We start from the raw sequence: 24,219 nt of genomic DNA on the forward strand, positions 1-24,219 counted from the left end.
GCACGGCCCCCCCCATCAGGCTGCCGCCGGACACGGGCGGATGTGTCATATGCTCAAAGGTCAGGCACGCCGCTTTTGGTCGTTCTGCCTGTGGGGCATATCCATGTATCCCCAGTAAGCATAGCCGCGCCGCATTTCAGGTGACGGCGCTGTTTTGGAAAAGCAGGAAGTCTGGGGAAGCTGGTAATCGCGGTCCAAAAGGTTCAAGACCATCCCGCAAGATTCGATCTCGCCTCAGAGCGGTTCCGCTGATGTTTCACCGTGCCTTGAAAGCACTACCCCCCGACCTGAAGAGCTAAAGCTATCGCGCGACTGATGCACCTGCCGCAGGTTCCACGGCACCGCAATCCGTACCAAGAGCCCCACCACAGCACACACAGCATTATCCGAAGCGGGTCGACATATCTATCCCAACACCGAAACGCGGCAAGCGCTACCAATACAGGCTTGCCGCGGGTAAATAACCGCCGATTTAAGGGCGCACAAATGAACTGCGTCCTTGAAAATTACCTTGCTACTGGCAGAGCCAGCCACGCAATGCGAACGCCGCCAAAGCCAAACGCGGGAGGCATAACCTTGCTCAGGGCGCCACCAGATACCTTGAACCCGGAAAGCGCCTCAGCGTCCGGCGTAATCGCGGGACCAGCGTTGTTCGACCGCCTCCCAGATCATTTGGGCGGCATTCACGCCGTCGAAACGCTCTAACTCCTGTATGCCGGTGGGCGAGGTAACGTTGATCTCGGTCAGCCAGTCGCCGATCACGTCAATCCCGGTGAACAAAAGCCCCTTTTCGCGCAGCACCGGGGCCAGCCGGGCGCAGATCTCGTGCTCGCGCGCGGTCAGGCCGACCTTCTCGGGGCGACCGCCGACATGCATGTTGGAACGCGCCTCGCCCGCAGCGGGCACACGATTGATCGCACCGGCCACAACACCGTCGACCAGAATGATACGCTTGTCGCCCTTGACCACCTCGGGCAGGAATTTTTGCGCAATCACCGGCTCGCGGTTCATCGCCGCAAAGGTTTCCATTAGCGAGGCAAGGTTGGCATCACCCTCTCGCAGCACAAACACACCCGCCCCGCCATTGCCGTAAAGCGGCTTGACCACAATATCGCCGTGACGCTGACGAAATGCGCGGATCGCATCCGTATCGCGGGCAATGATCGTCGGCGGCGTCAGGTCGGGAAAATCCAGAACCATCAGTTTTTCAGGGCAATTGCGCACCCAGAACGGATCGTTCACCACCAGCGTCGTGGCCTTGATCCGGTCCAGCAAATGGGTCGAGGTGATATAGCCCATGTCAAAAGGCGGGTCCTGCCGCAGACAGACCACATCGAAATCAGCCAGATCCACATCGCGCCAGTCACCGAAAGTCACATGATCGCCCTGATCGCGGCGCAGTGTCACTGAACGCCCGACTGCGCGGATCTGACCTTCGTCATAGCGCAGACGATCAACGGTATATTGAAACAGCGTATGACCCCGCGATTCGGCCTCCAGACCGATGCGAAACGTGCTGTCGGCACTGACCGAAACATCCTCGATCGGGTCCATTTGCAAGGCAATCTTCAGGCCCATCCGTTTCCCTTTCGCTGCGGCAAGACTGTGAAACTTGTCCCCCAAGCCATGACGGGGCGCAAGCCGGAATCAGTTCATCCCAAACGCGTTCTGCACCACCTCGATCCGGCCCAGATCATCGACCAGCGCCGCGTCAAAGCGCATCGGTGTCAGGGTGCCCGTTGTGAACCGTTCGCAATATTCCACCGCCGCCAGACAGATCCGGTCCATCTGCCGCCGGTTCAGCCGCCATGCGGCCAGATCGGTCGTCGCGGCTTTTTTGACCTCGACAAAGACAACCCCATCGCCCTGCCTGACGATCAGGTCAATCTCGCCGGCGCGGCCACGCCACCGGCGGGCCAGCACAGTTGCGCCGCCCTGGGCATAATGCGCGGCCACGTTATCCTCGGCCAGCAGGCCCGAGGTAAAGGCCATCGCGCCACGCGCCGCACGCCGGCCAGACCCGCCACGCAAAGCGCGCGAATGGGTCTGCTGAATATCCAATGCCATCATGTCTTACCTCCATCCAGTTCCAGCGCCCGGTTATAAACCGCGCGCCGCTTCAGCCCTGTCAGCGCCGCCACGGCATCAGCGGCATCGCGCACCGACATCACCCCAAGCCGCTGACGCAGTTCGGCATCAAGGTCATGCCCCTGCCCCACCTGCACCTGTGCCGGGGCCAGCAGCAGCACGACCTCGCCCTTGATGCCGGTATCGGGCAGGCGTGCGGCCACATCAGCAACGGTGCCGCGCATGACCTCCTCGAATCGCTTGGTCAGTTCGCGGCACATCACCATCTCACGTTCTGGGTCTGTTTCGCACAAAATATCTAATGTTTGCTTAACGCGCCTTGGACTTTCGAACAAAATCACCGTCGCTTCGGCGCTGGTCCATTTTTCCAGCCAGGTCTTGCGCGCTGATCTGGGGGCGGGTGGAAACCCGGCAAACAGGAATTTGTCGCTTGGCAGTCCCGACACGGTCAGCGCCGCCAGTGCCGCCGATGCGCCGGGCACGGCGATCACCCGCCCGCCCTCGGCCAGCACGTCGCGCCCCAGCCGATAGCCGGGATCGGCCACCAGCGGCGTCCCCGCATCCGAGGCATAGGCCACGCTGCCCCCCGCCGCCAGCGCCTGAAGGATGGCGGGCCGGGCCTGATCGGCATTATGGTCGTGATAGGCCAGAATGCGCCGCCCGCGCAGCGGAATGCCGTGAATGTCCAGCAGGTGCCGCATGCGCCGCGTATCCTCGGCGGCCAGCAGATCGGCGGCATTCAGCACATCCAGCGCCCGCAGCGTAATGTCGCGCGCCGCGCCGATCGGGGTGGCGACCATGTAAAGCCCCGGCTCAAGCCGGTCGGCGCGAATGCGCGCGGGGTGGTCTTGCGCGGGCCTGTCCTGCGCGGACTTGTCTTGCGCGGGCCGGGGCGCGGTCTGATCGGGTCGGGACATCGGGTTTCCTTGCAGTCATTGCGCCGCCCCGCCCGCAAAGGGCCGGCGGGCCGGTCAGTGGGGCATCGGGGCGGGACGAATTCGGGCCAGCAGACACGTTGCCATGCCGGTGATCAACCAATAACCTGCAAGCATCATGTTTTTAACCCGTTCCAGCAGGGAATCATCAGATGTTCGCACTTGCCCGCCTGACCCCGAAACCTCTGCCCAAACTGGCCGCGCTGGCCTCGGCCCTGGCGCTGGCTGCCTGTGATGCCCCGGTTGCGGGGCTTGGGCAAGGCCCGCAGACCGGCCAGCAGATCGACCCCGGCCAGCCGGTTCCGGTGGCCCTGCTGGTGCCGGGCGGCACCGGCAACCCGCATCTGGAAGAGCTGTCGAAATCGCTGATCAACGCCGCGAAAATGGCGGCGGCGGACGCGAAAGGCGCGCAGATCGACCTGCGCGTCTATGACACGGCGGGCGATGCCGGGCAGGCCGCCGCGCAGGCCGACAAGGCCGTGGCCGAAGGCGCCAAGATCATCCTTGGCCCGCTGTTCGCCGAAGCCGCCAATGCCGCCGGAAACGCCGTCAAGGATAACAATGTCAACGTGCTGGCCTTTTCGAATAATGCCGAGATCGCGGGCGGCAACGTCTTTGTTCTGGGCAACACCTTCGACAACGTGGCCGACCGTCTGATCCGCTTTGGCAAGCGGCAGGGCAAGAAACGCATCCTGCTGGTGGCTGAAAACGATGTCGCCGGCCAGATCGGCGCCCATGCGGTGGAACGCGCCGTGGCCCGCAATGGGGTGACGCTGGCGGGCAAGGCCAGCCATGCCGTGTCCAAGACCGGGATCGACGCCATCGTGCCGCAGGTCGCGGCGGTGGCCAAGGACCGCAAGGCCGATGCGGTGTTCATGACCGCCAATGCCGAAGCCGTGCTGCCCTATCTGACCGACCGGCTGCATGAACAGGGTGTGACCTCGGCCACGGCACAGTTCATGGGCCTGACGCGCTGGGACACCCCGGCCACGCGGCTGGAACTGCCCGGCGTGCAGGGCGGCTGGTTCGCCATTCCCGACACCACGCTGAAATCGGCGTTCGAGCAGCGCTATCGCCAGACCTATGGCAGCGCGCCGCATGACCTTGCGCCGCTGGCCTATGACGGGGTGGCGGCGATTGCCTCGCTGGCGGCCAGGGGGCGCAAGGACGCGCTGACCACCGCCGGGCTGACGCGCTCGGGCGGGTTCGCGGGGGTGGCAGGCACCTTCCGCCTGCGGGCCGACGGCACCAATGAACGCGGCCTGTCCGTGGCCACCATCCGCAACAAGCAGGTGGTCATCCTTGACCCCGCACCGCGCAGCTTTGGCGGCGCCGGGTTCTGACCTTGAGCGCGACCGATACCGACCTGCCGCAAAGCGCCCCCGCCCTGCCGGGGGCGCATCCGGTCTTTACCCCCGATGATTTCCTGCCCGATCTGGACGCCGCGCTGGCCGATTGCAGCGACCCGCGCCAGATCCGCGCCCGCACCGTCGCCCTGCTGTCCGAGGCCCGCGCGCAGGCCATGGCCGATGTCATCGCCGGGTTCGAGACCCACCCCCGCGCCGCGCGCGAGACCGTGCGCGCCATCGCGGCCATCACCGATGGCATCGTCGCCGCGGTCCATCACATCGCCACCACCCGCCTGCACCCGCGGCCCAACCCGACCGAGGCCGAGCGCCTGACCGTGCTGGCCGTGGGTGGCTATGGCCGGGCCGAGATGGCCCCGCAATCCGATGTCGACCTGCTGTTTCTGACCCCGTGGAAAACCACCGCATGGGCCGAAAGCATGGTCGAATCCATGCTGTATATGCTGTGGGATCTGAAGCTGAAGGTCGGGCATGCAACGCGGTCGGTCAGCGACTGCCTGCGGCTTGGCACCGATGACATGACCATCCGCACCGCGCTGCTGGAATCGCGCTATGTCTGCGGCCATGCCCATGGCGCGGAAACCCTGCGCGACCGCCTGTGGTCCGAGCTGTTTTCCGGTACGGTCAGCCAGTTCATCGAGGCCAAGCTGGACGAACGCAGCGCCCGTCACGACCGGCAGGGCGGCCAGCGTTACCTGCTGGAACCCAATGTCAAAGAGGGCAAGGGCGGGCTGCGTGACCTGCAAACCCTGTATTGGATCGCGAAATATATCCACCGCGTCGACCGCGCGGTCGAGCTGGTCGATCTGGGCTTTTTCAGCCGCGACGAACACCGCATCTTCTGGCAGGCCGAGGATTTCCTGTGGGCGGTGCGCTGTCACATGCATCTGGTTGCCGGGCGCCCGGTGGAACAGCTGACCTTCGACATGCAGGTCGAGGTCGCCCGGCGCATGGGCTATGAGGACGGTCACGGCCGCCGCGCGGTGGAACATTTCATGCAGGAATATTTCCTGCACGCCACCCGCGTGGGCGATGTGACCCGCGTCTTCCTGACCGCGCTCGAGGCGCGCCATGTCCGCAAACCCCCGATCCTTGAACGGCTGCTGAACCGCCGCCGGCGGCTGCGCCCGCCCTTTGTCCACGACACCGGGCGGCTGAATGTGGGCGACGAGGCCACGTTTCTGGCCGACCCGCTGAACCTGCTGCGGCTGTTCGAAGAGGCCCTGCGCACCGGCACCCTGATCCACCCCGAGGCCATGCGGCTGGTGTCCAGCAATCTGGACCTGATCGACGACAAGATGCGCAACAGCCCCGAGGCCGCCCGCATTTTCATGGATCTGCTGGTCCGGCACGGCAACCCGGAACGGTCGCTGCGGCGGATGAACGAACTGGGGGTGCTGGCCGCGTGGCTGCCCGAATTCGAACCCATCGTCGCGATGATGCAGTTCAACGTCTATCACAGCTATACCGTGGACGAACACAGCATCCAGTGCATTGCCGCGCTGGCCCAGATCGAACGCGGAGAGGCGGTGGACGACCTGCCGCTGTCGACCGCGATCATCAAAGGCGGCGTGGATCGCAAGGTGCTGTATATGGCCGTGCTGATGCATGATATCGGCAAGGGCCGCCCCGAGGACCATTCCATCCTGGGGGCAAGGATCGCGCGCCGGGTCTGCACCCGGCTGCGCTTTTCCGCCCGCGCCACCGCCGATGTCGAATGGCTGGTGCGCAATCACCTGCTGATGTCGGACGTGGCGCAAAAGCGCGATATTTCCGACCCGCGCACGCTGCGCGACTTTGCCAAGGCGGTCAAGACGCGCAAGCGGCTGGACCTGCTGACGGTGCTGACGGTCTGCGATATTCGCGGCGTCGGGCCGAACACCTGGAATAACTGGAAAGCCATGCTGATCCGGCGCCTGCACGCGGAAACCGCCGCGGCACTGGAAAACGGCATGGAAGAGCTGAACCGCGACAAGCGATCCGGCGAGGCCAAGCGCGCGCTGCGCCATCTGCTGATCGCCAAGGGATGGGAGGCCGGCGATATCCGCGCCGAGACCAAGCGCCATTACGACGCCTATTGGCCGGGCCTGCCGACCGAGACCCATGCCGTCTTTGCGCAATTGCTGCGCGGCATCGGCCCGGACGAGATCCGCATCGACCTGCACCCTGACCCCGATCGCGACGCCACCCGCGCCGCCTTTGTGCTGGCCGACCATCCGGGGATCTTTTCGCGGCTGGCCGGGGCACTGGCGCTGGTCGGGGCCAATGTAGTGGATGCGCGCACCTATACCAGCAAGGACGGTTTCGCCACCGCAGTGTTCTGGGTTCAGGATGGCGAGGGGCATCCCTATTCCTCGGACCGGCTGCCCCGGCTGCGCGGGATGATCCAGAAGATCCTGTCAGGCGACGTGGTGGCCCGCGACGCCTTTGCCGACAAGGACCGGATCAAGAAGCGCGAACGCGCCTTCCGTTTTCCGACCCATGTCACCTTCGATAACGAGGGCAGCGACATCTATACCATTATCGAGGTCGACACCCGTGACCGGCCCGGCCTGCTTTATGACCTGACCCGGACGCTGGCGACGAACCATATCCAGATCGCCAGCGCCGTCATCGCCACATTCGGCGCGCAGGTGGTCGACAGCTTTTATGTCAAGGATATGTTCGGGATGAAGCTGCACAGCACTGACAAGCGCGCCGCACTTGAGGAAAAGCTGCGCGACGCCATCCGCGCCGGGGCCGACCGCGCCGGAAGCCAGCCGCGCTGAGGGCGATTCGGGGACGGCCCCAGGGGGGGGCTGTCTGCCCCCCATTGGCTGGCGCCAATTCCCCCCGAAGGTATTTCAGACAGAAGCGAGGGCCGGTTACGTCGCCGGATGCGCGCCGCGGCTGGCGGTGGGGATGGGGCGGCTGTGGACAGCGCCCCGCGCCCGGCGTAAGCAACGCCAGATGACTGTCCAGGAAAGGCCGCAGCATGAAACCCATCCGTCTGGTCCGGGGCTTTGTTACTGTCGGGGGCTGGACATTGGCCAGCCGCGCGGTGGGCTTTATCCGGGACATGATGATCGCGGCGTTTCTGGGGTCGGGGCCGGTGGCGCAGGCCTATCTGGTGGCCTTTACCCTGCCCAATATGTTCCGCCGTTTCTTTGCCGAAGGGGCCTTTAACACCGCCTTCGTGCCGATGTTCGCCAAGAAGCTGGAGGCAGACGAAGACCCCCGCGCCTTTGCCGAGGCCGCCTTTTCCGGGCTGGCAACCGTGGTGCTGGGGGTGTCGGTTCTGGCGACGCTGGCCATGCCGTGGCTGGTGCTGGCACAGGCGGCGGGGTTCGCGGGCGATCAGCGTTTCGATCTGGCGGTGACCTATGGCCGGATCTGTTTTCCCTATATCCTGTTCATTTCGCTGACGGCGTTATTGTCGGGGCTGCTGAACGCGGGCGGGCGGTTCATGGCCGCTGCCGCCGCGCCGGTGCTGATGAATGTGGTGCTGATCGCGGCGATGGTGCTGGCTGACCGGATGGGCTGGGATATGGGGCTGGCGATGTCATGGTCCACCCCCATCGCCGGGATTGCGCAACTGGTCACTGTCTGGGTCGCGGCCAGCCGCATGGGATTTCCCCTGCGCCTGCGCCGCCCGCGCCTGACACCGGATATGAAGCGCCTGCTGGCGGTGGCGGCGCCTGCGGTTCTGGCCGGGGGGGTGGTTCAGATCAACCTGCTGGTCGGGCGTCAGGTGGGGTCGTTTTTTGACGGCGCCATTGCCTGGCTGACCTATGCCGACCGGCTGTATCAGCTGCCGCTGGGGGTGGTGGGGATTGCCATCGGCGTCGTGCTGTTGCCCGATATTTCGCGCCGCCTGAAGGCCGGCGATCACAGCGGCGGCCGCCATGCTTATAACCGAGCGGCGGAATTTGCGCTGTTTCTGACCCTGCCCGCCGCCGTGGCGCTGGTGGTGATTGCCGGGCCGCTGATTGCGGTGCTGTTCGGGCGCGGGGCGTTTGACGCCGCTGATGTCGCGCCCACGGCGCTGGCGCTGGCCATTTACGGCGCCGGGCTGCCCGCCTTTACCCTGCAAAAGGTGCTGCAACCGCTGTTCTTTGCACGCGAGGATACGCGCAGCCCGTTTCGTTTCGCGCTGTGGGCGATGGTGGTGAATGCGGTGATCGCCATTGGCGCGGCGCCGCTGATCGGCTTTTCCGCCGCCGCATGGGCGACCACGATTGCGGGCTGGGTGATGCTGGCGCAGCTGTGGCGCGGGGCGCGGCAATTCGGCAGTGCCGCGCAGCTGGATGACCGGATGCGCCACCGCCTGCCACGGATCGCGCTGGCTTCTGCCATCATGGGGGCGGCGCTGTGGGCGATGCGGCTGGCGCTGGCCGAAATGCTGGCAACCGGCGGGCTGCGCTATGCCGCGCTGGCGCTGCTGGTTCTGGGGGGAATGGCGGTTTACGGGCTGGCGGCGCTGGCGCTGGGGGCGTTCGCGGCCTCGGACCTGAAGGCCGGGCTGCGCCGGGGCTGAATGGGCACCGACAGCGCGACCTGTCGGTCGAAGGCCGCGCGCCGCGGGGCGCGGTGAGGACGCGACCCTTGGGGCTGTTGCCCCGGTGCCAGCGCCTGACCGCCCCGCCGCTTAACCCGCCCCGCGCAGCCGCGCCTGATAGTCATGCGCCCGCCAATCCGCCCGTGCCAGCCACTGATCCTGCGGCTGGCGGGCGGCCAGATCGGCGCTGATTTCGACCTCGTCAAAGCCGGTGCGCCGGGCCATCGCGTATTGATCGGCCAGCACATGCCCCGCCGCCCGCAGCCGCCCGGCATAGCCCGCCCGGCGCAGGCTGCGGGCCAGCGTAAACCCGCGCCCGTCCGAAAAGGCGGCAAAGGGGATGCGGATCGCGGGCGCCTGCATCAGCGCCGGGTCCAGCGCGTCGGGGTCGGTATCGGCGGCCAGATCGACACCCGCGCCATCGCTGCCCCAGCCCAGTTGCCAGTCATCGGGCGCAAAGCCGGTATCGGTGACGATCACGCTCATGCTGCTTCCTCCTGCCGGGGCCGGACGATGCGGCCATTTTCGAAATGAATGCCGCATTCGACCTTGTCCTGCCCGCGCCAGCGACCGGCACGGGGGTCTTCGCCAGCCTTGGTCGGGCTGGTGCAGGGCGCGCAGCCGATGGACCGAAAGCCCCTGGCGACCAGCGGGTGACGCGGCAGGTCGTGGCGGTCCATATAGGCGGCCAGATCGGTCGCGGACCAGTCGGCCAGCGGGTTCAGCTTGATCCGGCGGGTGCCGGCCTCGGCCTCGATCACGGGCAGGGCGGCGCGGCTGTCGGACTGGAACCGCTTGCGCCCGGTGGCCCATGCGTCAAACCCCTCCAGCGCCTGTTCCAGCGGCCGTGTCTTGCGGATCGCGCAGCAGGCATCGGCATCGCGGCGATGCAGATAGCCGTCAGGGTCGTCCAGCGCCAGATCGCCGGGATTGGGCCGGATCACCCGAAGGTCGCGCAGCCCCAGCCGCTGTGCCACCTGATGCTGATAGGTCAGCGTTTCGGCAAACAGCATCTGCGTGTCCAGAAAGATCACCGGCAGGTCACGGTCGGCCTGCGCGGCCAGATGCAGCAGCACCACCGAATCGGCCCCGAACGAGGACACCACCGCCAGCCGCCCCAGCGCCGGGTGACGCAAGGCGCGGGTCAGGCGCTGCGGCGCGTCCAGCGCGGCATATTCGGCGGCCAGTGCGGTCAGATCACTGTGCGGCATGGGCCACCCCCTGTTCGGCATACAGCGCCTGCTTGAACGGTGCGGTGCCAAGCCGGGCGACCGCCTGTGCAAAGGTTTCAGCGGCGTCGGCGCGGATCGCCAGATAGTGCCGCAGCATCGCCACCAGCGCCGGAACCAGCGCGTCATAGCTGAAGCCGGGACCGGCGCGTTCACCCATTTTCAGGTTCTCATCCGCGCTGCCCCCCAGCGTGACCTGGTAATTTTCGACCCCGGCGCGATCCAGCCCAAGGATGCCGATATGGCCGACATGGTGATGCCCGCAGGCATTGATGCAGCCCGAGATCTTGATCTTGAGGGGGCCGATGGCGTCCTCGATCCCCTCTTCGCGCAGCTGCACGGCGATGGCCTGCGCCACCGGGATCGACCGCGCCGTCGCCAGCGCGCAGTAATCCATGCCGGGGCAGGCGATAATGTCGGATGCCAGCCCGATATTGGCCGTGGCCAGCCCCGCCGCGCGCAGGGCGGCATGAACCGCGGGCAGGTCGTCGCGGCGAATATGCGGCAGCACCACGTTCTGTTCATGGCTGATGCGCAATTCGTCATAGCCATAGTGCTGCGCCAGATCGGCCAGCACCCGCATCTGGTCGCTGCTGCAATCGCCCGGCGTGTCGCCATGCGCCTTCAGGCTGATGCTGACAATGGCGTGGTCGTCACGGCGATGCGCTGTCAGGTTGGTGTCGGCAAAGCTGCGAAACACCGGGTCCGAGGCCCGCGCGGCATCATAGGCGGCATTGTCGCCGGGCACGAAAGCAGGCGGCGCGAACTGGCTGCGAATATCGTCCAGAATGGCCTGATCGGCACCCTTCCATTCATCGCGCAGGCGCTGGAAACGGGCCTCGATCCGGTCGCGCAGATGGTCGATCCCCAATTCATGCACGGCAATTTTCAGCCGCGCCTTGTATTTGTTATCGCGCCGGCCAAGGGCGTTGAATTCGCCCAGAATCGCCTCGACATAGGGCAACAGCTCGGCGGCGGGCAGAAAGTCGCGGACCACCTTGCCAACCATCGGCGTGCGGCCCAGACCGCCGCCGATCAGCACCTCGAACCCCTCGGCATCGCCCTGACGGATCATCCGCAGGCCGATATCATGGGCGCGCGTCACGGCGCGGTCATTGGGGCTGCCGGTGATGGCGATCTTGAACTTGCGCGGCAGGAACTGAAATTCCGGGTGGTCGGTGGAATACTGGCGCAGCAGCTCGGCATAGGGGCGCGGGTCCGCGACCTCGTCCGCGGCGGCACCGGCGAAATGATCGGCGGTGACATTGCGCACGCAATTGCCGCTGGTCTGGATGGCGTGAATGCCGACCTGCCCCAGCGCATCCAGAATGTCGGGAATATCCGGCAATTTCGGCCAGTTGAACTGGATGTTCTGGCGGGTGGTGAAATGGCCATAGCCCCGGTCCCAGCGATCAGCCACATCGGCCAGCCGGCGCATCTGCGCGCTGTTCAGCGTGCCATAGGGAATGGCGATACGCAGCATATAGGCGTGCAATTGCAGGTAAACGCCGTTCATCAGCCGCAGCGGGCGGAATTCATCCTCGGTCAGGCTGCCATCCAGACGGCGGACCACCTGCGCGCGGAACTGTGCGTTGCGGGCATCCAGCGCGGCACGGTCGAAATCGTTATAGTGATACATTACGCGCGCTCCTGCTTGCCGTGAAAGCGGTTCGAGGGGCCGGTGGCGCGGAACGCCTCGCGGAAATGGTCGGGGGCGGCGTGGCCCTGTTGCACCTGCACCGAGGTCAGGTAAGGCCCGACGATATCGGCCTGTTGCAGCTCGGCCCAGGCAAGGCTGGCGGCTGCGGCATCGGGCGCGTCCATCACCTGCGCGTCACACATGCGCACCGACCAGTCATTGCGGGCTGTCAGATAGACGACCTCGCCCGAACGCAGGTCGCTGGCGGTGACGATGTGATGTGTGGCGCGGGCCATTGGCGGCTTCCTTGCTTGGTGAATTTGTGCTGTCCACAAGCTAGCCGTCGCGGCGCCGCGACCCAATAAAGCGGTTTGGTCGATTTTCACCCCGCTGCCGGAACGCGGTTTCTGCGGCGCGGGGACAAAAGGGAAAAACCTTTTCCCGGCCCAAAAACCGGCCCGTCAGGACGCCGGTTCATGGCGGCGGTTCAGAACGGCACCGTCGCCGCCTGCGGTCGGTGCCGGGTCAGGCGGATTCGGTGTCCAGCGGATAAGCGGTGGAAAATTTCATCCGTTCCATCGCGAAATGCGAGGTGACGTTTTTCAGCGCCACCCGGTCGGTCAGGCGTTTATAGAAATCGTCGAAACCCGCCATATCGGCCACCGCCACACGCAGCAGGTAATCCATCTCGCCGGCCATGCGGTAGACCTCGACGATCTCGGGCATGGCATCGACGGCGGCGGTAAAGGCATCGCGCCAGTCGGGGCTGTGATCCAGCGCCTCGATGCCGACAAAGACATGCAGCCCCAGCCCGATGCGTTCCGGCGCGACCAGCGCCACGCGACCGGTGATGATCCCGGCCTCTTCCAGCTTTTGCACCCGCTTCCAGCAGGGCGTCTGCGACAGGCCCACGCGTTCGGCCAACAGCTTCAGCGGCAGGGTGGCGTCGCGCTGAAGCTCGGCCAGGATCTTGCGGTCGATGCGGTCCAGCGCGGCCATCAGCGCGCCCGCACCCGGCGCATCACATGGTCCCAGCCGCCCGGCACCAGCAGGAAGGACAGCAGGAACCCGATGACAAAGCCCGCGATTTCCGCGATCCAGCCATCCCCGGCACCGCCAAAGATCAGGCCAAAGACCAGCTGGAACAGCAACAGCATCCCGATCAGCGAAAACGCCCGCAACTGATTGGCATTTTCCACCCCCAGCCGCACCCACAGCAAAAAGGTAAAGGCGCCGACCAGACCGTAAACCGCCGGATAGCCACCGATCAGCGGCTCGAACCGGCCCGGCAGCCACGCCGCCAGCGCGGTATAAACCAGCGCCCCGCCAATGGCCGAGCCGAAAAAGATCGCCAGAACCGACAGCGCCCGGAACTGTTCGGCCACCAGCTTGCCCAAGGCCAGCGTAAACACCGCCACAAACAGCGCATGGGTCAGGCTGCCATGCACGAACGGATAGGTCACGATCCGCCATGGCTGCGCGTATTCCCACTGGCCCGTCATCACCAGCCGGATCAGCAGGTCAGGCACGAAAGCCGCGCGTTCCAGCATCGCCAGCCGCATCCCGATGCCCTGCGCGCCACCGATCAGCCCGATCTGTGCCAGCCCGGCGGCGGCCTCGGTCGCGATGATCGGCAGCACCAGCAGCCAGATCACCGGCGGCAGCGGATTAAGGGGCGATTCGTCGTAACCGGGGCGCATGGGAACCTCTTGTCGGCGGCGGGGCGGTTGCGCCCGTCGGGGCCAAGAGGTAATCCACCGACAGGATATTTGCAAAGCCGCGCGGGCGGCTTTCCGCCCCTGCGACGCGATTTTTCGGGAACTGGCCATGACTGACACCGCTGTGAAACGCATCTTTTCCGGCATCCAGCCCTCGGGCGGGCTGACGCTGGGGAATTATCTTGGCGCGCTGCGCCGTTTCGCGGGAATGCAGGATCAGGGCGCGCAGAACATCTATTGCGTGGTCGACCTTCATGCGATCACCGTCTGGCAAGACCCCGAGGCCCTGCGCCGCCAGACCCGCGAACTGACCGCCGGTTATCTGGCCAGCGGCATCGACCCGGACAGGTCGATCCTGTTCAACCAGTCACAGGTGCGCGCCCATGCCGAACTGGGCTGGCTGCTGAACTGTGTGGCGCGGATGGGCTGGATGAACCGCATGACCCAGTGGAAGGACAAGGCGGGCAAGAATGCCGAAAAGCAATCGCTGGGGCTGTTTGCCTATCCGGCGCTGATGGCGGCCGATATTCTGGCCTATCACGCCACCCATGTCCCCGTGGGCGAGGACCAGAAACAGCATGTCGAACTGACCCGCGACATCGCGGCCAAGTTCAACCACGATTACGGCGTCGATTTCTTCCCGATGCCCGAACCGGTGATCGAAGGGGCCGCCACCCGCGTGATGTCGCTGCGTGACGGGTCTAAGAAGATGTCGAAATCCGACCCGTCGGATGCCAGCCGCATCAACCTGACCGACGATGCCGATACCATCGCGCAAAAGATCCGCAAGGCGCGCACCGATGCCGACCCGCTGCCCGGTCAGGCCGAGGGCCTGAAAGACCGCCCCGAGGCCCGCAATCTGGTCAATATCTTTGCCGCGCTGTCGGATGAAAGCGCCGATCAGGTCTGTGCCCGGTTCGAGGGTCAGGGCTTTGGTGCCTTCAAACCCGCGCTGGCCGATCTGGCCGTCAGCGTGCTGTCGCCCATCAGCACCGAGATGACCCGGCTGATGAACGACCCCGCCGAGATCGACCGCATCCTGACCCGTGGCGCCGAACGTGCCGACCAGATCGCGCAGCCGGTCCTTGACCACACCAAACAGATCATGGGCATGGTGCTGCCTGTGTCCTGACCCCGCCCCCATCGGCACAAGGCCGGACGGGCGCCACGCCTCGTCCGGCTTTTTTGTAAAAGGTGATCCCCAAAATGCCCGCCCCAATGCCCGACCCCCTGACCCGCCTTCTGGCTGATCGCGACTGGCTGCTGGCCGATGGCGCAACCGCAACCAACCTTTTCAACATGGGGCTGGACAGCCGCACCGCGCCGGATCTGTGGAATGTGGATGCGCCAGACAAGGTGCGCCAGCTGTATCGCGACAGCATTACGGCAGGGGCGGACCTGTTTCTGACCAACACGTTCGGGGCCAATGCCGCGCGGTTGCGGGTGCATGGCGCGGCAGCGCGGGTGGCCGAGCTGAACCGCAGCGGTGCCGCGCTGGCGCGGGACGAGGCCGACCGCGCCGGGCGCCCGGTCGTGGTCGGCGGCAGCATCGGCCCGACCGGCCAGATCATGGCGCCGCTGGGGTCGCTGTCGCTGTCTGACGCGACCGCGATCTTTCACGAACAGGCCAGCGCGCTGAAAGAGGCCGGGGTCGACCTGTTATGGGTCGAAACCCTCAGCTCGCTTGACGAATTGCGCGCCGCCGCCCGCGCCGCCGCCATGGTCGGGATGCCGTGGTGCGCCAGCATGAGCTTCGAGACCGCGGGCCGGTCGATGATGGGGGTCAGCCCGGCACAGATGGTGGCGCTGGCCGACCGCCTGCCCAACCCGCCGCTGGCGCTTGGCGCCAATTGCGGCACCGGCGCGGCGGAATTGCTGCGCTCGATCAACGAATTTGTGGCCACCGGCACCGAAAGGCCGCTGATCGCCAAGGGCAATGCCGGGGTGCCGCGTTTTGTCCACGGCCATATCCATTACGACGGCACACCCGATCTGATGGCCGAATATGCCGTTCTGGCCCGCGATATGGGGGTGCGCATTATCGGCGGCTGCTGCGGCACCACGGCTGACCATCTGCGCGCCATGCATGATGCGCTGACCCACCGCCCGCGCGGGCCGCGCCCCTCGCCGGAACAGGTGGCGGCACGGCTGGCGGGCTTTGGCCATGGTGACGGGGTCATCGTGCCCTCGCCGGTTTACAGCGCGCCGCAAGGCCCCCTGTCCTGAGGAGGCCCTAAAACAGCGACAACTGATCGCCCGCGCGCGGCGGCGGACCAAAGCGGCTGACATCCAGCGCCGGGCTGTGGCGGGCAAAACCCAGCCGCTTGCGCGCCAGTCGGAAACGCTGATGCAACAGATCGGCCTGCACGCCCTCGCCGCGCATCCGGCTGCCGAAACGGGGGTCGTTATCGCGCCCGCCGCGCATTGCCTGCACCGTTTTCATCACATGCGCCGCCTGCCCCGGAACGTGGCGGTCCAGCCAGTCGCGAAACAGCGGCGCGACCTCGTGCGGCAGGCGCAGCGGGATCATGCTGGCATAACGCGCCCCGGCCTCGCGCGCAGCGGTCATGATGCGCTCTAACTCTGGCTCGGTCAGGACCGGGATCACCGGCGCCACCATCACCCGCACCGGAACCCCCGCCGCCGCCAGTTCGCGGATCATCCGCAGCCGCGTCGCCGGCGCGGGCGCGCGCGGTTCCAGCCGCCGTGCCAGCCCCGCATCCAGCGTGGTGACAGACACCCCCACCATCGCCTGCCCGCGATCGGCCAGCGCCGCCCAATGGTCCAGATCGCGCAGCACCGTCTGCCCGCGCGTGACCAGCGCCACCGGATGGTTCCATTCCCGCAGCACCCGCAGGATGCCGGGCATGATCGCCAGCCGCGATTCGGCGGGCTGATAGGGGTCGGTATTCGTCCCCATCGCCAGCGGCGCCACGCGATAGGATGGCCGGGCGATCTCGGCCTCCAGCAGGCGGGCGGCGTCGGGTTTGGCGGTGATGCGGGTCTCGAAATCGAGGCCCGACGACAGGCCCAGATAGCTGTGCGAGGGCCGCGCGAAACAGTAAATACAGCCATGTTCGCAGCCCCGATACGGGTTCAGAGAGCGATCGAAAGGCACATCCGGCGAGGTATTCCGGGTGATCACGCTGCGCGGCTGTTCGATGCGGATCTCGGTGCGCAGCAGGCGGGGTTCGGGCGGGCTGTCCCAGCCATCCGTTTCGGGAACGGTCTGGCAGCGCTCGAACCGGCCGGCAGGCCGGGCAGCGGCGCCGCGCGCCTTCAGCGTTTCATCAGGTTTTTTCGGTGGCAGCATGAAAAAACGTTAGAACATTAACGGAACTTAAACCAGTGGCTGCTAAAGGTCTGGGTGAACAAGACTGAAAGGTTTCCACTTGATGCAGCATCACACCCTGACCGCCCCTGCCCCCCTGCCCTGCCGGGCGGTGGCCGATCTGTTCGCCGATGTCCCCGGCATGGCACAGCCGCAGGAACCGGGTTACGTTCTGGACCGGCAATGGGTTGCCGATGCCGCCTGGTGGGAGGTGATCGCAACCGCCAAGGCTGCGCGGCCCGCGCCACCGCTCAGCTAGGGCCGGGCAAACGCGGGACGGCTGCGCGCGGTCATGCCCCGGCGGCACCCGGCTGATGGCGGTTTTCCGCTGTCCGCCGCCCTTTCCTTTTACCCGCCGCGCCCCCATATTCACCGCAGACGGAGGATAGACATGCCCTTGCCGCAATTTCTGATGCTTCTGGCCAGCGTGATCATGGCCGCCGCCGCGACCATCTGGATGGCGCTGAAGGCTGGCGTGCCACTGGCGGCGCTGGCGCTTGTGGCGCTGACCGGGGCGGGAATTGTCCATTTGTCGACGCGCGACACGCGGCAATAAGCGGCACATATCGCACCCGCGACCGATGGATGGTCGGGGCTATTGCTCCAGCTCGGCGTCCCAATACAGAAAGTCCAGCCAGCTTTCATGCAGGTAATTGGGCGGGAACCGGCGCCCGGCGCTGTGCATATCCTCGGGCGAGGGCTGGCAGGGCACCCGGCGCAGCCGCATCCCGCTGTGACGCAGGGGCTTGTTGGCCTTTTTCAGGTTGCAGGGGCTGCACGCCGCCACCACGTTTTCCCAGCTTGTCACCCCGCCCCGTGACCGGGGAATGACGTGATCAAAGGTCAGGTCGCCCCGCGCCCCGCAATACTGGCAGGTAAAACCGTCGCGCAGAAAAAGATTAAAGCGCGTGAAGGCCACGCGCTTTTGGGGTTTGACGAAATCTTTCAGCACCACGACGGATGGTATGCGTATCGCCATTCTTTGGCTGCGCACGGTGTGGTCATATTCCGCCAGAATATTGACCCGGTCCAGAAACACCGCCTTGACCGCCTCTTGCCAGGGCCACAGCGACAGCGGGAAATAGGACAGTGGCCGGTAATCTGCGTTCAGCACCAGCGCCGGAAAACGCCGCAGCCCTGACGGCGCGCGCACGAATTGCGCCCGAAAATCACCCTTGTGGTTGTCCAGCATCGCCGTCACCCCATCCTGCCGTGACCGGTCGTCCGTTGCGCCCACTATATCTCGGGGTTGGCAGCGGACAAGCCCCTCTATCTGCGCCATGCACAAGGGCTAGCGCGGCGCCATGACCGCCACGCGACAGATCGGTGTCAGTTCGGTAACGTCAGCGGCGGCTTAAGCCAGCCTTTCCTTCAGAAAGGCCAGCGCCACCGACAGCCCGTCGGGCGAAATCCCGTGGCCGGTGCCCTTCATCACATGGCCAAACGTATCGAAGCCCGCCGCAACCAGCGCATCGCCCGCCAGCCCCATGTCCTGAAACGGCACCACCGGGTCCTGATCGCCATGCAACAGCAAAACCGGCGGCTTGCTGACCGCCTGCTGCGCCAGCATGTCGGCATTCAGCAACCGCCCCGAAAAGGCAACGATCCCGGCCACCGGCTGTGCGCGGCGCGGCAGCACCTCAAGGGCCATCATCGTGCCCTGGGAAAAGCCCACAACCGCCAGCCGGTCCGCTGTCAGACCCTCGGCGGTCAGCACCGTGTCCAGAAAAGCGTTCAGATCATCCGCCGCCGCGGCCATTCCTTGCTGCGCCTGTTCCTCGGTCGAGCCGTCAAGCCACGGGATCGGAAACCACTGCCGCCCGAACGGATTGCCTGTGCAGGGCTGCGGCGCGTCGGGGGCATAAAACGCCGTTTCCGGCAGATGCGGCCCCAGCGGGTCGGCCAGGGACAGAAGATCCGCCCCATCCGCACCGTATCCATGCAGAAAAACCACTGCGGATTTGACCTTTTCCGGTCCCCGCCGTTTGGATTTCAGCTCGCGTGACATCTGTGCCCCCTGCCTTGTCTGTTCCCGATGACCGCCACACGCAGCCCCGGATGGCCCGACCGGCCCATCCCCCGCCGTGATAGGCCGCGGGCGGCGGCACCGCAACCAGCCTGCCCGCCGCAGTCATATGGCGGTTACGGACCCGGATGCCGGCCCGGATGATGGCCTAATGACGGTCGCCCTGTTTGGTCAGCCAATAGCTGGCATCCTGTTTCAGCCGGGTTTCGAACGCGTGCGAAATATGCTGACGCAGCGCGTCCTCGGCGGCATCGGGCTGACCGGCGGCGATGGCCTCGACAATGCGCTGATGCTCGTCCATGGCGGCATCGCCCCGCCCTTCGGCCGCCAGCGAGGTGCGTGCCATCAGCGCCATCGACCGGTGAACAAGATCAAGCTGTTGCACCAGATAGCGGTTATGTGACGCCAGATGGATCTGGTGGTGAAAGCGGCGGTTCGCCCGGCTCAGCGTCTGGGGGTCATGGGCGATCTTGCGGTCATCGGCGACCATCGCGCGCAGCACCCGAACCTCTTCGGGGGTGGCGTGGCGCGCGGCAAGGCGCGCGGCCAGCGCCTCCAGCTCGGCGCGGACGGTATACAGTTCGGCCAATTGGTTGTGATCCAGCGTGGCAATGATCAGGCTGCGCCCGTCACGTTTCAGCATGGCCTGCGTTTCCAGCCGCTGCAGTGCCTCGCGCACCGGGGTCCGCGACACGCCAAAGCGTTCGGCAAGTTCCGATTCCACCAGCCGGTCGCCGGGCCGATAGGTGCCATCGTCGATGGCCGACAGGATAAGCGAATATGCATCTTTCATGGCCGCAGAATCACCCCGGTGCCGGTGGATTGCAAGGCGGATCACGACAAGGTAAGCGCAGGCATGGATTTCAGCGATGTGAATGTCTGGATCTTCGATCTGGATAATACCCTCTATCCGCCGTCAGCGCAGCTTTTCGCACAGATCGAAACGCGCATGACCGACTGGGTCGTCCGGCTGACCGGGCTGTCGCGCCCCGAGGCCGACCGGCTGCGCGCCGATTACTGGCGCGATCACGGCACCACGCTGGCCGGACTGATGGCACGCCATCAGATCGACCCGCAGGAATACCTGTCGCATGTCCATGACATCGACTTTTCGGTGCTGACTCCCGACCCGGACCTGAACCGCGCCATTCAGGCCCTGCCCGGCACATGCATCGTGCATACCAATGCCGATGCCGCCTATGCCGGCAAGGTGCTGGCGCATCGCGGGCTGACCGGGTTCGCAGCGATTTATGGCATCGGGGAAGCCGGTTACCACCCCAAGCCCGACCCGCGATCATATGCCGCAGTTCTGGCGGCGCAGGGGATCGCCCCGCAACAGGCCGCGATGTTCGAGGACGACCCGCGCAATCTGGCGGTCCCGCACCAGCTGGGAATGCGCACAATACTGGTCGGCGAGGGGCGCCACGGGCCTGACCTGATCGGAAGAAACCAGCCGCCTGCACCCCATGTCGGCTGGCAGACCCATGACCTGACGGGCTTTTTGTCTGCGCTTGCCCTGACCGGCGCGCCCGTGGCACAATAGCGCCGGTTTTCAGCCACCTCAGAAGCTTTAGCCTGAACAAGGACACGCCATCATGAGCGCACCCCAGACCCCGACCCACGCCGCCGACCACGCCCATCACGGCGACAGCAAGGCGCAATCCCGTTCGGAAAACCGGGTGGCGGCGCTGCTGCTGACCGGCGTTTTGCTGCTGCTGGTGGCAGCGGTGGCTGCGGTCTGGCTGTTTGGCACCCCGATGCTGGGGGTGATCGGGCTGATCGGCACCGCCGTCGTTTTTGCGATCATGCTGGCCTTTACGGCCGGGAACTAAGCCATGCCCGGCGATCAGACGGTCGACATCCTCGTCTCGGGGGGCGGCATTGCCGGGCTGATCGCCGCAGCCGCTTTCGGGGCCGAGGGGTTCCGCGTCCTGTGCGTGGACCCGGCCCCGCCGATCACCGAAGAACAGACCGAGGGGGCGGATCTGCGGACCACCGCCTTCCTGCAACCCTCGCGCGCGGTTCTGGCGCGGGCCGGTCTGTGGGATCGTCTGTCGCCCCATGCCACGCCCTTGCAGATCATGCGCATCGTCGATGCCGGCGGCAGCCAACCGACGCCGCGACTGATCCGCAATTTCGATGCCGCCGAGATTGGCACAGAACCGTTTGGCTGGAACCTGCCGAACTGGCTGTTGCGCCGCGAAATCAGTGCGCGCCTGACCGAAATGGCGCATGTTACCTTCACCCCCGGCACCGCCACATCCGGCCTGATCACGCGCGACGACCATGCGCTTGTTACCCTCAGCGATGGACGGCGCATCCGCACCCGGCTGTTGGTCGCGGCGGACGGGCGGTCCTCGGCCATGCGCGCGGCGCTGGGGATCGGGGTGCGCACTACACGCTATGGCCAGCGGGCGCTGGCTTTTGCCGTTTGCCATCAGACACCGCATCAGAATGTGTCGACCGAGGTCCATCGCTCGGGCGGGCCGTTTACGCTGGTGCCGCTGCCTGATCGCGGCGGCACGCCGTCCTCGGCTGTGGTGTGGATGGAGCAAGGGCCCGAGATCGAGCGCCTGAAATCGCTGTCCCCCGCGGCCTTCGAGGCAGAGCTGAACGCCCGCTCGGCCGGGGTGTTTGGGCACCTGACCCAGGCGACACGCCTGACCGACTGGCCCATCATCAGCCAGTTGGCCGACCGGTTCAGCGGCCCGCGCACCGCGCTGATCGCCGAGGCCGCGCATGTCGTGCCGCCGATCGGCGCGCAGGGCCTGAACATGAGCCTTGCCGATCTGGCCTGCCTGCGCGATCTGTCGGCGCAAGACCCCGGCAGCCGCGACAGCCTTGACGCCTATCACCGTCGGCGCTGGCCCGAGGCCCGCCTGCGCGTGGCCGGCATCGACGCGCTGAACCGTGCCAGCATGGTCAGCGCCCGCCCGTTGCGCGACCTGAGGGCAGCCACGCTTGGCGCCCTTTATGCCGCAGCACCAGTGCGGCGGATGATGATGCAGGCCGGTCTGGGGATGCGTTAAGCCCCCCTTCACCAGCCACAGCAGAAGATGCCACAGCCACATGCCGTCACCCGTGGACAGGTTCGATTCGCACCCTGTGTGACAGACAAGTGCTGATATTTCGTTAATCGGCGCCCCGGCCACCCTGACCAATCGGGCCGGGAAGGCGTTCTTCGGACAGCATGACATTGGCCTCGACCTGACCAATACCCGGCAAGGTCATGATTCTGCGGCGCAAAATGCGTTCGAAATCGGCAATGTCGCGGGCCACGATCCGCAGGCGATAATCGAACTGACCCAACACATGCTGGACCGTCTGCACCTCGGGGATGGCGGTGACGGCACGTTCGAAATCCTCAAGCCCCGGCCGCCCGCGCGCCGCCAGCTTGATGCCCAGAAAAACCGTCACCCCAAAGCCCAAAGCCGCATGATCGACCACGATCCGGCGCCCGCACAGCACCCCCGAATCGCCCAAACGACGAATCCGCCGCCAGATCGCGGACTGGGTCATCCCCAACTGCCGCCCGATCGCAGCCGCCCCAAGCGTCGCATCCCCCGCCATCAGCCGCAGAATCGCACGATCCGTGTCATCCAAGGCCATGCTCATAACGCGATCTCCTGCTTGTCCTTGATGGTCGAGACCAGCATCAGCGCGTCGCTGTCGGTGACATGCGGCAGGGTCAGGATGTGCCGGCGATAGATTTGCTGCCAATGCGCCATATCGCGCGCGATCACCGACAGGCGCAAATCGACGCTGCCAAGAAATGTCTGGATTTCAGTTACTTCCGGCACCTGACGCGCGGCGGCGGTAAAGGCGTCGAAGGCGCGCGGCTCGGTCTTGTCGAGGGTGAAGCGCAGGCTGACCTCGACCTCGTAACCCAGTTTGCGCCAGTCGATCCGCGCCGAAATGGCCGAAATTACCCCGTCACGCCGCAACCCCTCGATGCGGCGGCGACAGGTGCTTTCGGTAACGGCGGCCCGCTGTGCCAGAACCGGCAGCGGCGCATCGGGGTCGGCCAGCAGATGCCGCAGGATACGGCGGTCGGTGTCAGCAAGCATGATCTTTTCATCATTTAATTGTTCAACGCATGATATCGGCATTAATATCAGTATCAGTGAAAATTATGCAGTCATTTTTCACAAAATTCCCGTACTCTTGATGCATCTTCATCGAAAGGACCGCCCCATGCGCGTTTATTATGATCGTGACTGCGATGTGAACCTGATCAAGGACAAGAACATCGCCATTCTGGGTTATGGCAGCCAAGGCCACGCCCATGCCCTGAACCTGCGTGATTCGGGCGCCAAGAATGTCGTGGTGGCGCTGCGCGAGGGCTCGCCCTCGAAAGCCAAGGCCGAGGGCGAGGGCCTGAAGGTGATGGAAATCGCCGAGGCCGCGAAATGGGCCGACCTGATCATGTTCACCATGCCCGATGAATTGCAGGCCGAAACCTATAAGAAATACGTCCATGACAACCTGCGCGAAGGCGCGGCCATCGCCTTTGCCCACGGCCTGAACGTGCACTTCGGCCTGATCGAGCCGAAGGCCGGCGTCGATGTCATCATGATGGCGCCCAAAGGCCCCGGCCATACCGTGCGCGGCGAATATACCAAAGGCGGCGGCGTACCTTGTCTGGTTGCCATCCATCAGGACGCCACCGGCAAGGCGATGGAGCTGGCACTGTCCTATTGCTCGGCCATTGGTGGCGGGCGCTCGGGGATCATCGAGACGAATTTCCGCGAGGAATGCGAAACCGACCTGTTCGGTGAACAGGCGGTTCTGTGCGGCGGTCTGGTCGAGCTGATCCGCGCCGGTTTCGAAACCCTGGTCGAGGCGGGCTATGCCCCCGAAATGGCCTATTTCGAATGCCTGCACGAGGTGAAGCTGATCGTCGACCTGATCTATGAAGGCGGCATCGCCAACATGAACTATTCGATCAGCAATACCGCCGAATATGGCGAATATGTCAGCGGCCCGCGCGTCCTGCCCTATGACGAAACCAAGAAGCGCATGAAAGAGGTCCTGACCGACATTCAGAACGGCAAATTCGTGCGTGATTTCATGCAGGAAAACGCCGTCGGGCAGCCCTATTTCAAGGCCACCCGCCGCATCAATGACGAGCATCAGATCGAACAGGTCGGCGCCAAACTGCGCGAAATGATGCCCTGGATCTCGAAGGGCAAAATGGTCGACAAATCGCGCAACTGATCGCGCCACAATCTGACCGAAAGACAATCCCGTCCGGTGATCCGGGCGGGATTTTTTCAGGCGCGTTAACCGGATGGTAAGACGTGGCGGCTATGACCGGGGCATGAGCATGACCGCCGCCCGCCCCTGACC

At 65.4% G+C, this 24,219-nt stretch carries 26 protein-coding genes; 11 read left to right on the top strand and 15 right to left on the bottom strand.

Translation table 11 applies throughout. The features are described from left to right. Positions 1 to 618: 618 nt before the first annotated feature. The 3 genes from gshB to rsmI all read right to left on the bottom strand — a co-directional run bounded on the left by gshB (position 619) and on the right by rsmI (position 2,888). Positions 619 to 1,578 carry a glutathione synthase gene (gshB, locus tag ACFXP9_RS03695; RefSeq protein WP_397205908.1) on the bottom strand — a complete coding sequence of 320 codons (960 nt, stop codon included), beginning with the start codon at positions 1,576 to 1,578 and terminating at the stop codon, positions 619 to 621. 69 nt (positions 1,579 to 1,647) lie between these two features. Next, positions 1,648 to 2,070, bottom strand: coding sequence for a YraN family protein (locus ACFXP9_RS03700; protein WP_397205910.1), 423 nt, complete (start codon positions 2,068 to 2,070; stop codon positions 1,648 to 1,650). Further along, on the bottom strand, positions 2,067 to 2,888 hold the full coding sequence (gene rsmI, locus ACFXP9_RS03705; protein WP_397206625.1) for a 16S rRNA (cytidine(1402)-2'-O)-methyltransferase: 822 nt from the start codon (positions 2,886 to 2,888) through the stop codon (positions 2,067 to 2,069). Before rsmI ends, ACFXP9_RS03700 begins: the two co-directional genes overlap by 4 nt. 287 nt (positions 2,889 to 3,175) lie before the next feature. Between rsmI and ACFXP9_RS03710 the strand changes: the two genes are divergently transcribed. The 3 genes from ACFXP9_RS03710 (at position 3,176) to murJ (ending at position 8,906) form a co-directional block, all read left to right on the top strand. After that, entirely contained in the window at positions 3,176 to 4,366 is a 1,191-nt protein-coding gene (locus ACFXP9_RS03710; RefSeq protein WP_397205912.1) for a penicillin-binding protein activator, read from the top strand. 23 nt (positions 4,367 to 4,389) lie between these two features. Beyond that, complete coding sequence (locus ACFXP9_RS03715; protein ID WP_397206627.1) at positions 4,390 to 7,158, top strand: [protein-PII] uridylyltransferase; 2,769 nt, start codon at positions 4,390 to 4,392, stop codon at positions 7,156 to 7,158. A gap of 206 nt (positions 7,159 to 7,364) precedes the next feature. Further along, positions 7,365 to 8,906 carry a murein biosynthesis integral membrane protein MurJ gene (murJ, locus tag ACFXP9_RS03720; RefSeq protein WP_397205914.1) on the top strand — a complete coding sequence of 514 codons (1,542 nt, stop codon included), beginning with the start codon at positions 7,365 to 7,367 and terminating at the stop codon, positions 8,904 to 8,906. Positions 8,907 to 9,017: 111 nt separating this feature from the next. Here murJ and ACFXP9_RS03725 read toward each other — a convergent pair whose 3' ends face one another. The 6 genes from ACFXP9_RS03725 to ACFXP9_RS03750 form a co-directional block, all read right to left on the bottom strand. Beyond that, complete coding sequence (locus tag ACFXP9_RS03725) at positions 9,018 to 9,413, bottom strand: DUF934 domain-containing protein (RefSeq protein WP_397205916.1); 396 nt, start codon at positions 9,411 to 9,413, stop codon at positions 9,018 to 9,020. Beyond that, positions 9,410 to 10,138: a phosphoadenylyl-sulfate reductase gene (locus tag ACFXP9_RS03730; protein ID WP_397205918.1), complete on the bottom strand. Its 729-nt coding sequence runs from the start codon at positions 10,136 to 10,138 to the stop codon at positions 9,410 to 9,412. The genes ACFXP9_RS03725 and ACFXP9_RS03730 overlap by 4 nt, the downstream gene beginning before the upstream one ends. Then, positions 10,125 to 11,795, bottom strand: coding sequence for a nitrite/sulfite reductase (locus ACFXP9_RS03735; protein ID WP_397205920.1), 1,671 nt, complete (start codon positions 11,793 to 11,795; stop codon positions 10,125 to 10,127). Before ACFXP9_RS03735 ends, ACFXP9_RS03730 begins: the two co-directional genes overlap by 14 nt. Beyond that, complete coding sequence (locus ACFXP9_RS03740) at positions 11,795 to 12,091, bottom strand: DUF2849 domain-containing protein (protein ID WP_397205922.1); 297 nt, start codon at positions 12,089 to 12,091, stop codon at positions 11,795 to 11,797. The genes ACFXP9_RS03735 and ACFXP9_RS03740 overlap by 1 nt, the downstream gene beginning before the upstream one ends. Before the next feature lie 229 nt (positions 12,092 to 12,320). Then, positions 12,321 to 12,794 (bottom strand): Lrp/AsnC family transcriptional regulator, encoded by a 474-nt coding sequence (locus tag ACFXP9_RS03745; RefSeq protein WP_397205924.1) that lies wholly within the window; start codon positions 12,792 to 12,794, stop codon positions 12,321 to 12,323. Beyond that, positions 12,794 to 13,495 carry a rhomboid family intramembrane serine protease gene (locus ACFXP9_RS03750; protein ID WP_397205926.1) on the bottom strand — a complete coding sequence of 234 codons (702 nt, stop codon included), beginning with the start codon at positions 13,493 to 13,495 and terminating at the stop codon, positions 12,794 to 12,796. Before ACFXP9_RS03750 ends, ACFXP9_RS03745 begins: the two co-directional genes overlap by 1 nt. A gap of 127 nt (positions 13,496 to 13,622) precedes the next feature. Between ACFXP9_RS03750 and trpS the strand changes: the two genes are divergently transcribed. Both trpS and bmt read left to right on the top strand, forming a co-directional pair. Beyond that, the gene (trpS, locus tag ACFXP9_RS03755) at positions 13,623 to 14,645 is read left to right on the top strand and encodes a tryptophan--tRNA ligase (protein WP_397205928.1); all 1,023 of its coding nucleotides are present in this window, start codon (positions 13,623 to 13,625) and stop codon (positions 14,643 to 14,645) included. An 86-nt stretch (positions 14,646 to 14,731) separates the two neighbouring features. Continuing rightward, positions 14,732 to 15,739: a betaine--homocysteine S-methyltransferase gene (gene bmt, locus ACFXP9_RS03760; RefSeq protein ID WP_397205930.1), complete on the top strand. Its 1,008-nt coding sequence runs from the start codon at positions 14,732 to 14,734 to the stop codon at positions 15,737 to 15,739. A 7-nt stretch (positions 15,740 to 15,746) separates the two neighbouring features. On the opposite strand, the gene ACFXP9_RS03765 is transcribed toward bmt, so the two are convergent. Next, positions 15,747 to 16,826 (bottom strand): PA0069 family radical SAM protein, encoded by a 1,080-nt coding sequence (locus ACFXP9_RS03765; protein WP_397205932.1) that lies wholly within the window; start codon positions 16,824 to 16,826, stop codon positions 15,747 to 15,749. A gap of 82 nt (positions 16,827 to 16,908) precedes the next feature. Between ACFXP9_RS03765 and ACFXP9_RS03770 the strand changes: the two genes are divergently transcribed. Beyond that, positions 16,909 to 17,103: a hypothetical protein gene (locus ACFXP9_RS03770; protein ID WP_397205934.1), complete on the top strand. Its 195-nt coding sequence runs from the start codon at positions 16,909 to 16,911 to the stop codon at positions 17,101 to 17,103. Positions 17,104 to 17,235: 132 nt separating this feature from the next. After that, positions 17,236 to 17,400 carry a hypothetical protein gene (locus ACFXP9_RS03775; protein ID WP_397205936.1) on the top strand — a complete coding sequence of 55 codons (165 nt, stop codon included), beginning with the start codon at positions 17,236 to 17,238 and terminating at the stop codon, positions 17,398 to 17,400. Positions 17,401 to 17,439: 39 nt separating this feature from the next. On the opposite strand, the gene ACFXP9_RS03780 is transcribed toward ACFXP9_RS03775, so the two are convergent. From ACFXP9_RS03780 to ACFXP9_RS03790, 3 genes are all read right to left on the bottom strand, one after another. Further along, positions 17,440 to 18,036: an HNH endonuclease gene (locus ACFXP9_RS03780; RefSeq protein ID WP_397205938.1), complete on the bottom strand. Its 597-nt coding sequence runs from the start codon at positions 18,034 to 18,036 to the stop codon at positions 17,440 to 17,442. Between the two features lie 162 nt (positions 18,037 to 18,198). Next, positions 18,199 to 18,852, bottom strand: coding sequence for an alpha/beta hydrolase (locus tag ACFXP9_RS03785; RefSeq protein ID WP_397205939.1), 654 nt, complete (start codon positions 18,850 to 18,852; stop codon positions 18,199 to 18,201). A gap of 166 nt (positions 18,853 to 19,018) precedes the next feature. Continuing rightward, positions 19,019 to 19,663 (bottom strand): GntR family transcriptional regulator, encoded by a 645-nt coding sequence (locus ACFXP9_RS03790; RefSeq protein WP_397205941.1) that lies wholly within the window; start codon positions 19,661 to 19,663, stop codon positions 19,019 to 19,021. A gap of 63 nt (positions 19,664 to 19,726) precedes the next feature. Between ACFXP9_RS03790 and ACFXP9_RS03795 the strand changes: the two genes are divergently transcribed. From ACFXP9_RS03795 to ACFXP9_RS03805, 3 genes are read left to right on the top strand one after another with little or no spacing between them, the layout of a single operon-like run. Continuing rightward, positions 19,727 to 20,413 carry a pyrimidine 5'-nucleotidase gene (locus tag ACFXP9_RS03795; RefSeq protein WP_397205943.1) on the top strand — a complete coding sequence of 229 codons (687 nt, stop codon included), beginning with the start codon at positions 19,727 to 19,729 and terminating at the stop codon, positions 20,411 to 20,413. Between the two features lie 52 nt (positions 20,414 to 20,465). Then, complete coding sequence (locus ACFXP9_RS03800) at positions 20,466 to 20,702, top strand: hypothetical protein (RefSeq protein WP_397205945.1); 237 nt, start codon at positions 20,466 to 20,468, stop codon at positions 20,700 to 20,702. A 3-nt stretch (positions 20,703 to 20,705) separates the two neighbouring features. Then, positions 20,706 to 21,899, top strand: a complete 1,194-nt coding sequence (locus tag ACFXP9_RS03805; protein ID WP_397205947.1) for a UbiH/UbiF family hydroxylase — start codon at positions 20,706 to 20,708, stop codon at positions 21,897 to 21,899. Positions 21,900 to 22,002: 103 nt separating this feature from the next. Here ACFXP9_RS03805 and ACFXP9_RS03810 read toward each other — a convergent pair whose 3' ends face one another. Together ACFXP9_RS03810 and ACFXP9_RS03815 are read right to left on the bottom strand one after the other, a co-directional pair. Next, entirely contained in the window at positions 22,003 to 22,485 is a 483-nt protein-coding gene (locus ACFXP9_RS03810) for an Lrp/AsnC family transcriptional regulator (protein ID WP_397205948.1), read from the bottom strand. Then, entirely contained in the window at positions 22,482 to 22,937 is a 456-nt protein-coding gene (locus ACFXP9_RS03815; RefSeq protein WP_397205950.1) for an Lrp/AsnC family transcriptional regulator, read from the bottom strand. Before ACFXP9_RS03815 ends, ACFXP9_RS03810 begins: the two co-directional genes overlap by 4 nt. A 127-nt stretch (positions 22,938 to 23,064) precedes the next feature. Here ACFXP9_RS03815 and ilvC point away from each other — a divergent pair, with 127 nt between their 5' ends. Beyond that, positions 23,065 to 24,087 carry a ketol-acid reductoisomerase gene (gene ilvC / locus ACFXP9_RS03820; protein ID WP_397205952.1) on the top strand — a complete coding sequence of 341 codons (1,023 nt, stop codon included), beginning with the start codon at positions 23,065 to 23,067 and terminating at the stop codon, positions 24,085 to 24,087. Positions 24,088 to 24,219 lie beyond the last annotated feature (132 nt).

This window comes from Paracoccus jiaweipingae (assembly GCF_044335505.1).
Classification (GTDB): domain Bacteria; phylum Pseudomonadota; class Alphaproteobacteria; order Rhodobacterales; family Rhodobacteraceae; genus Paracoccus.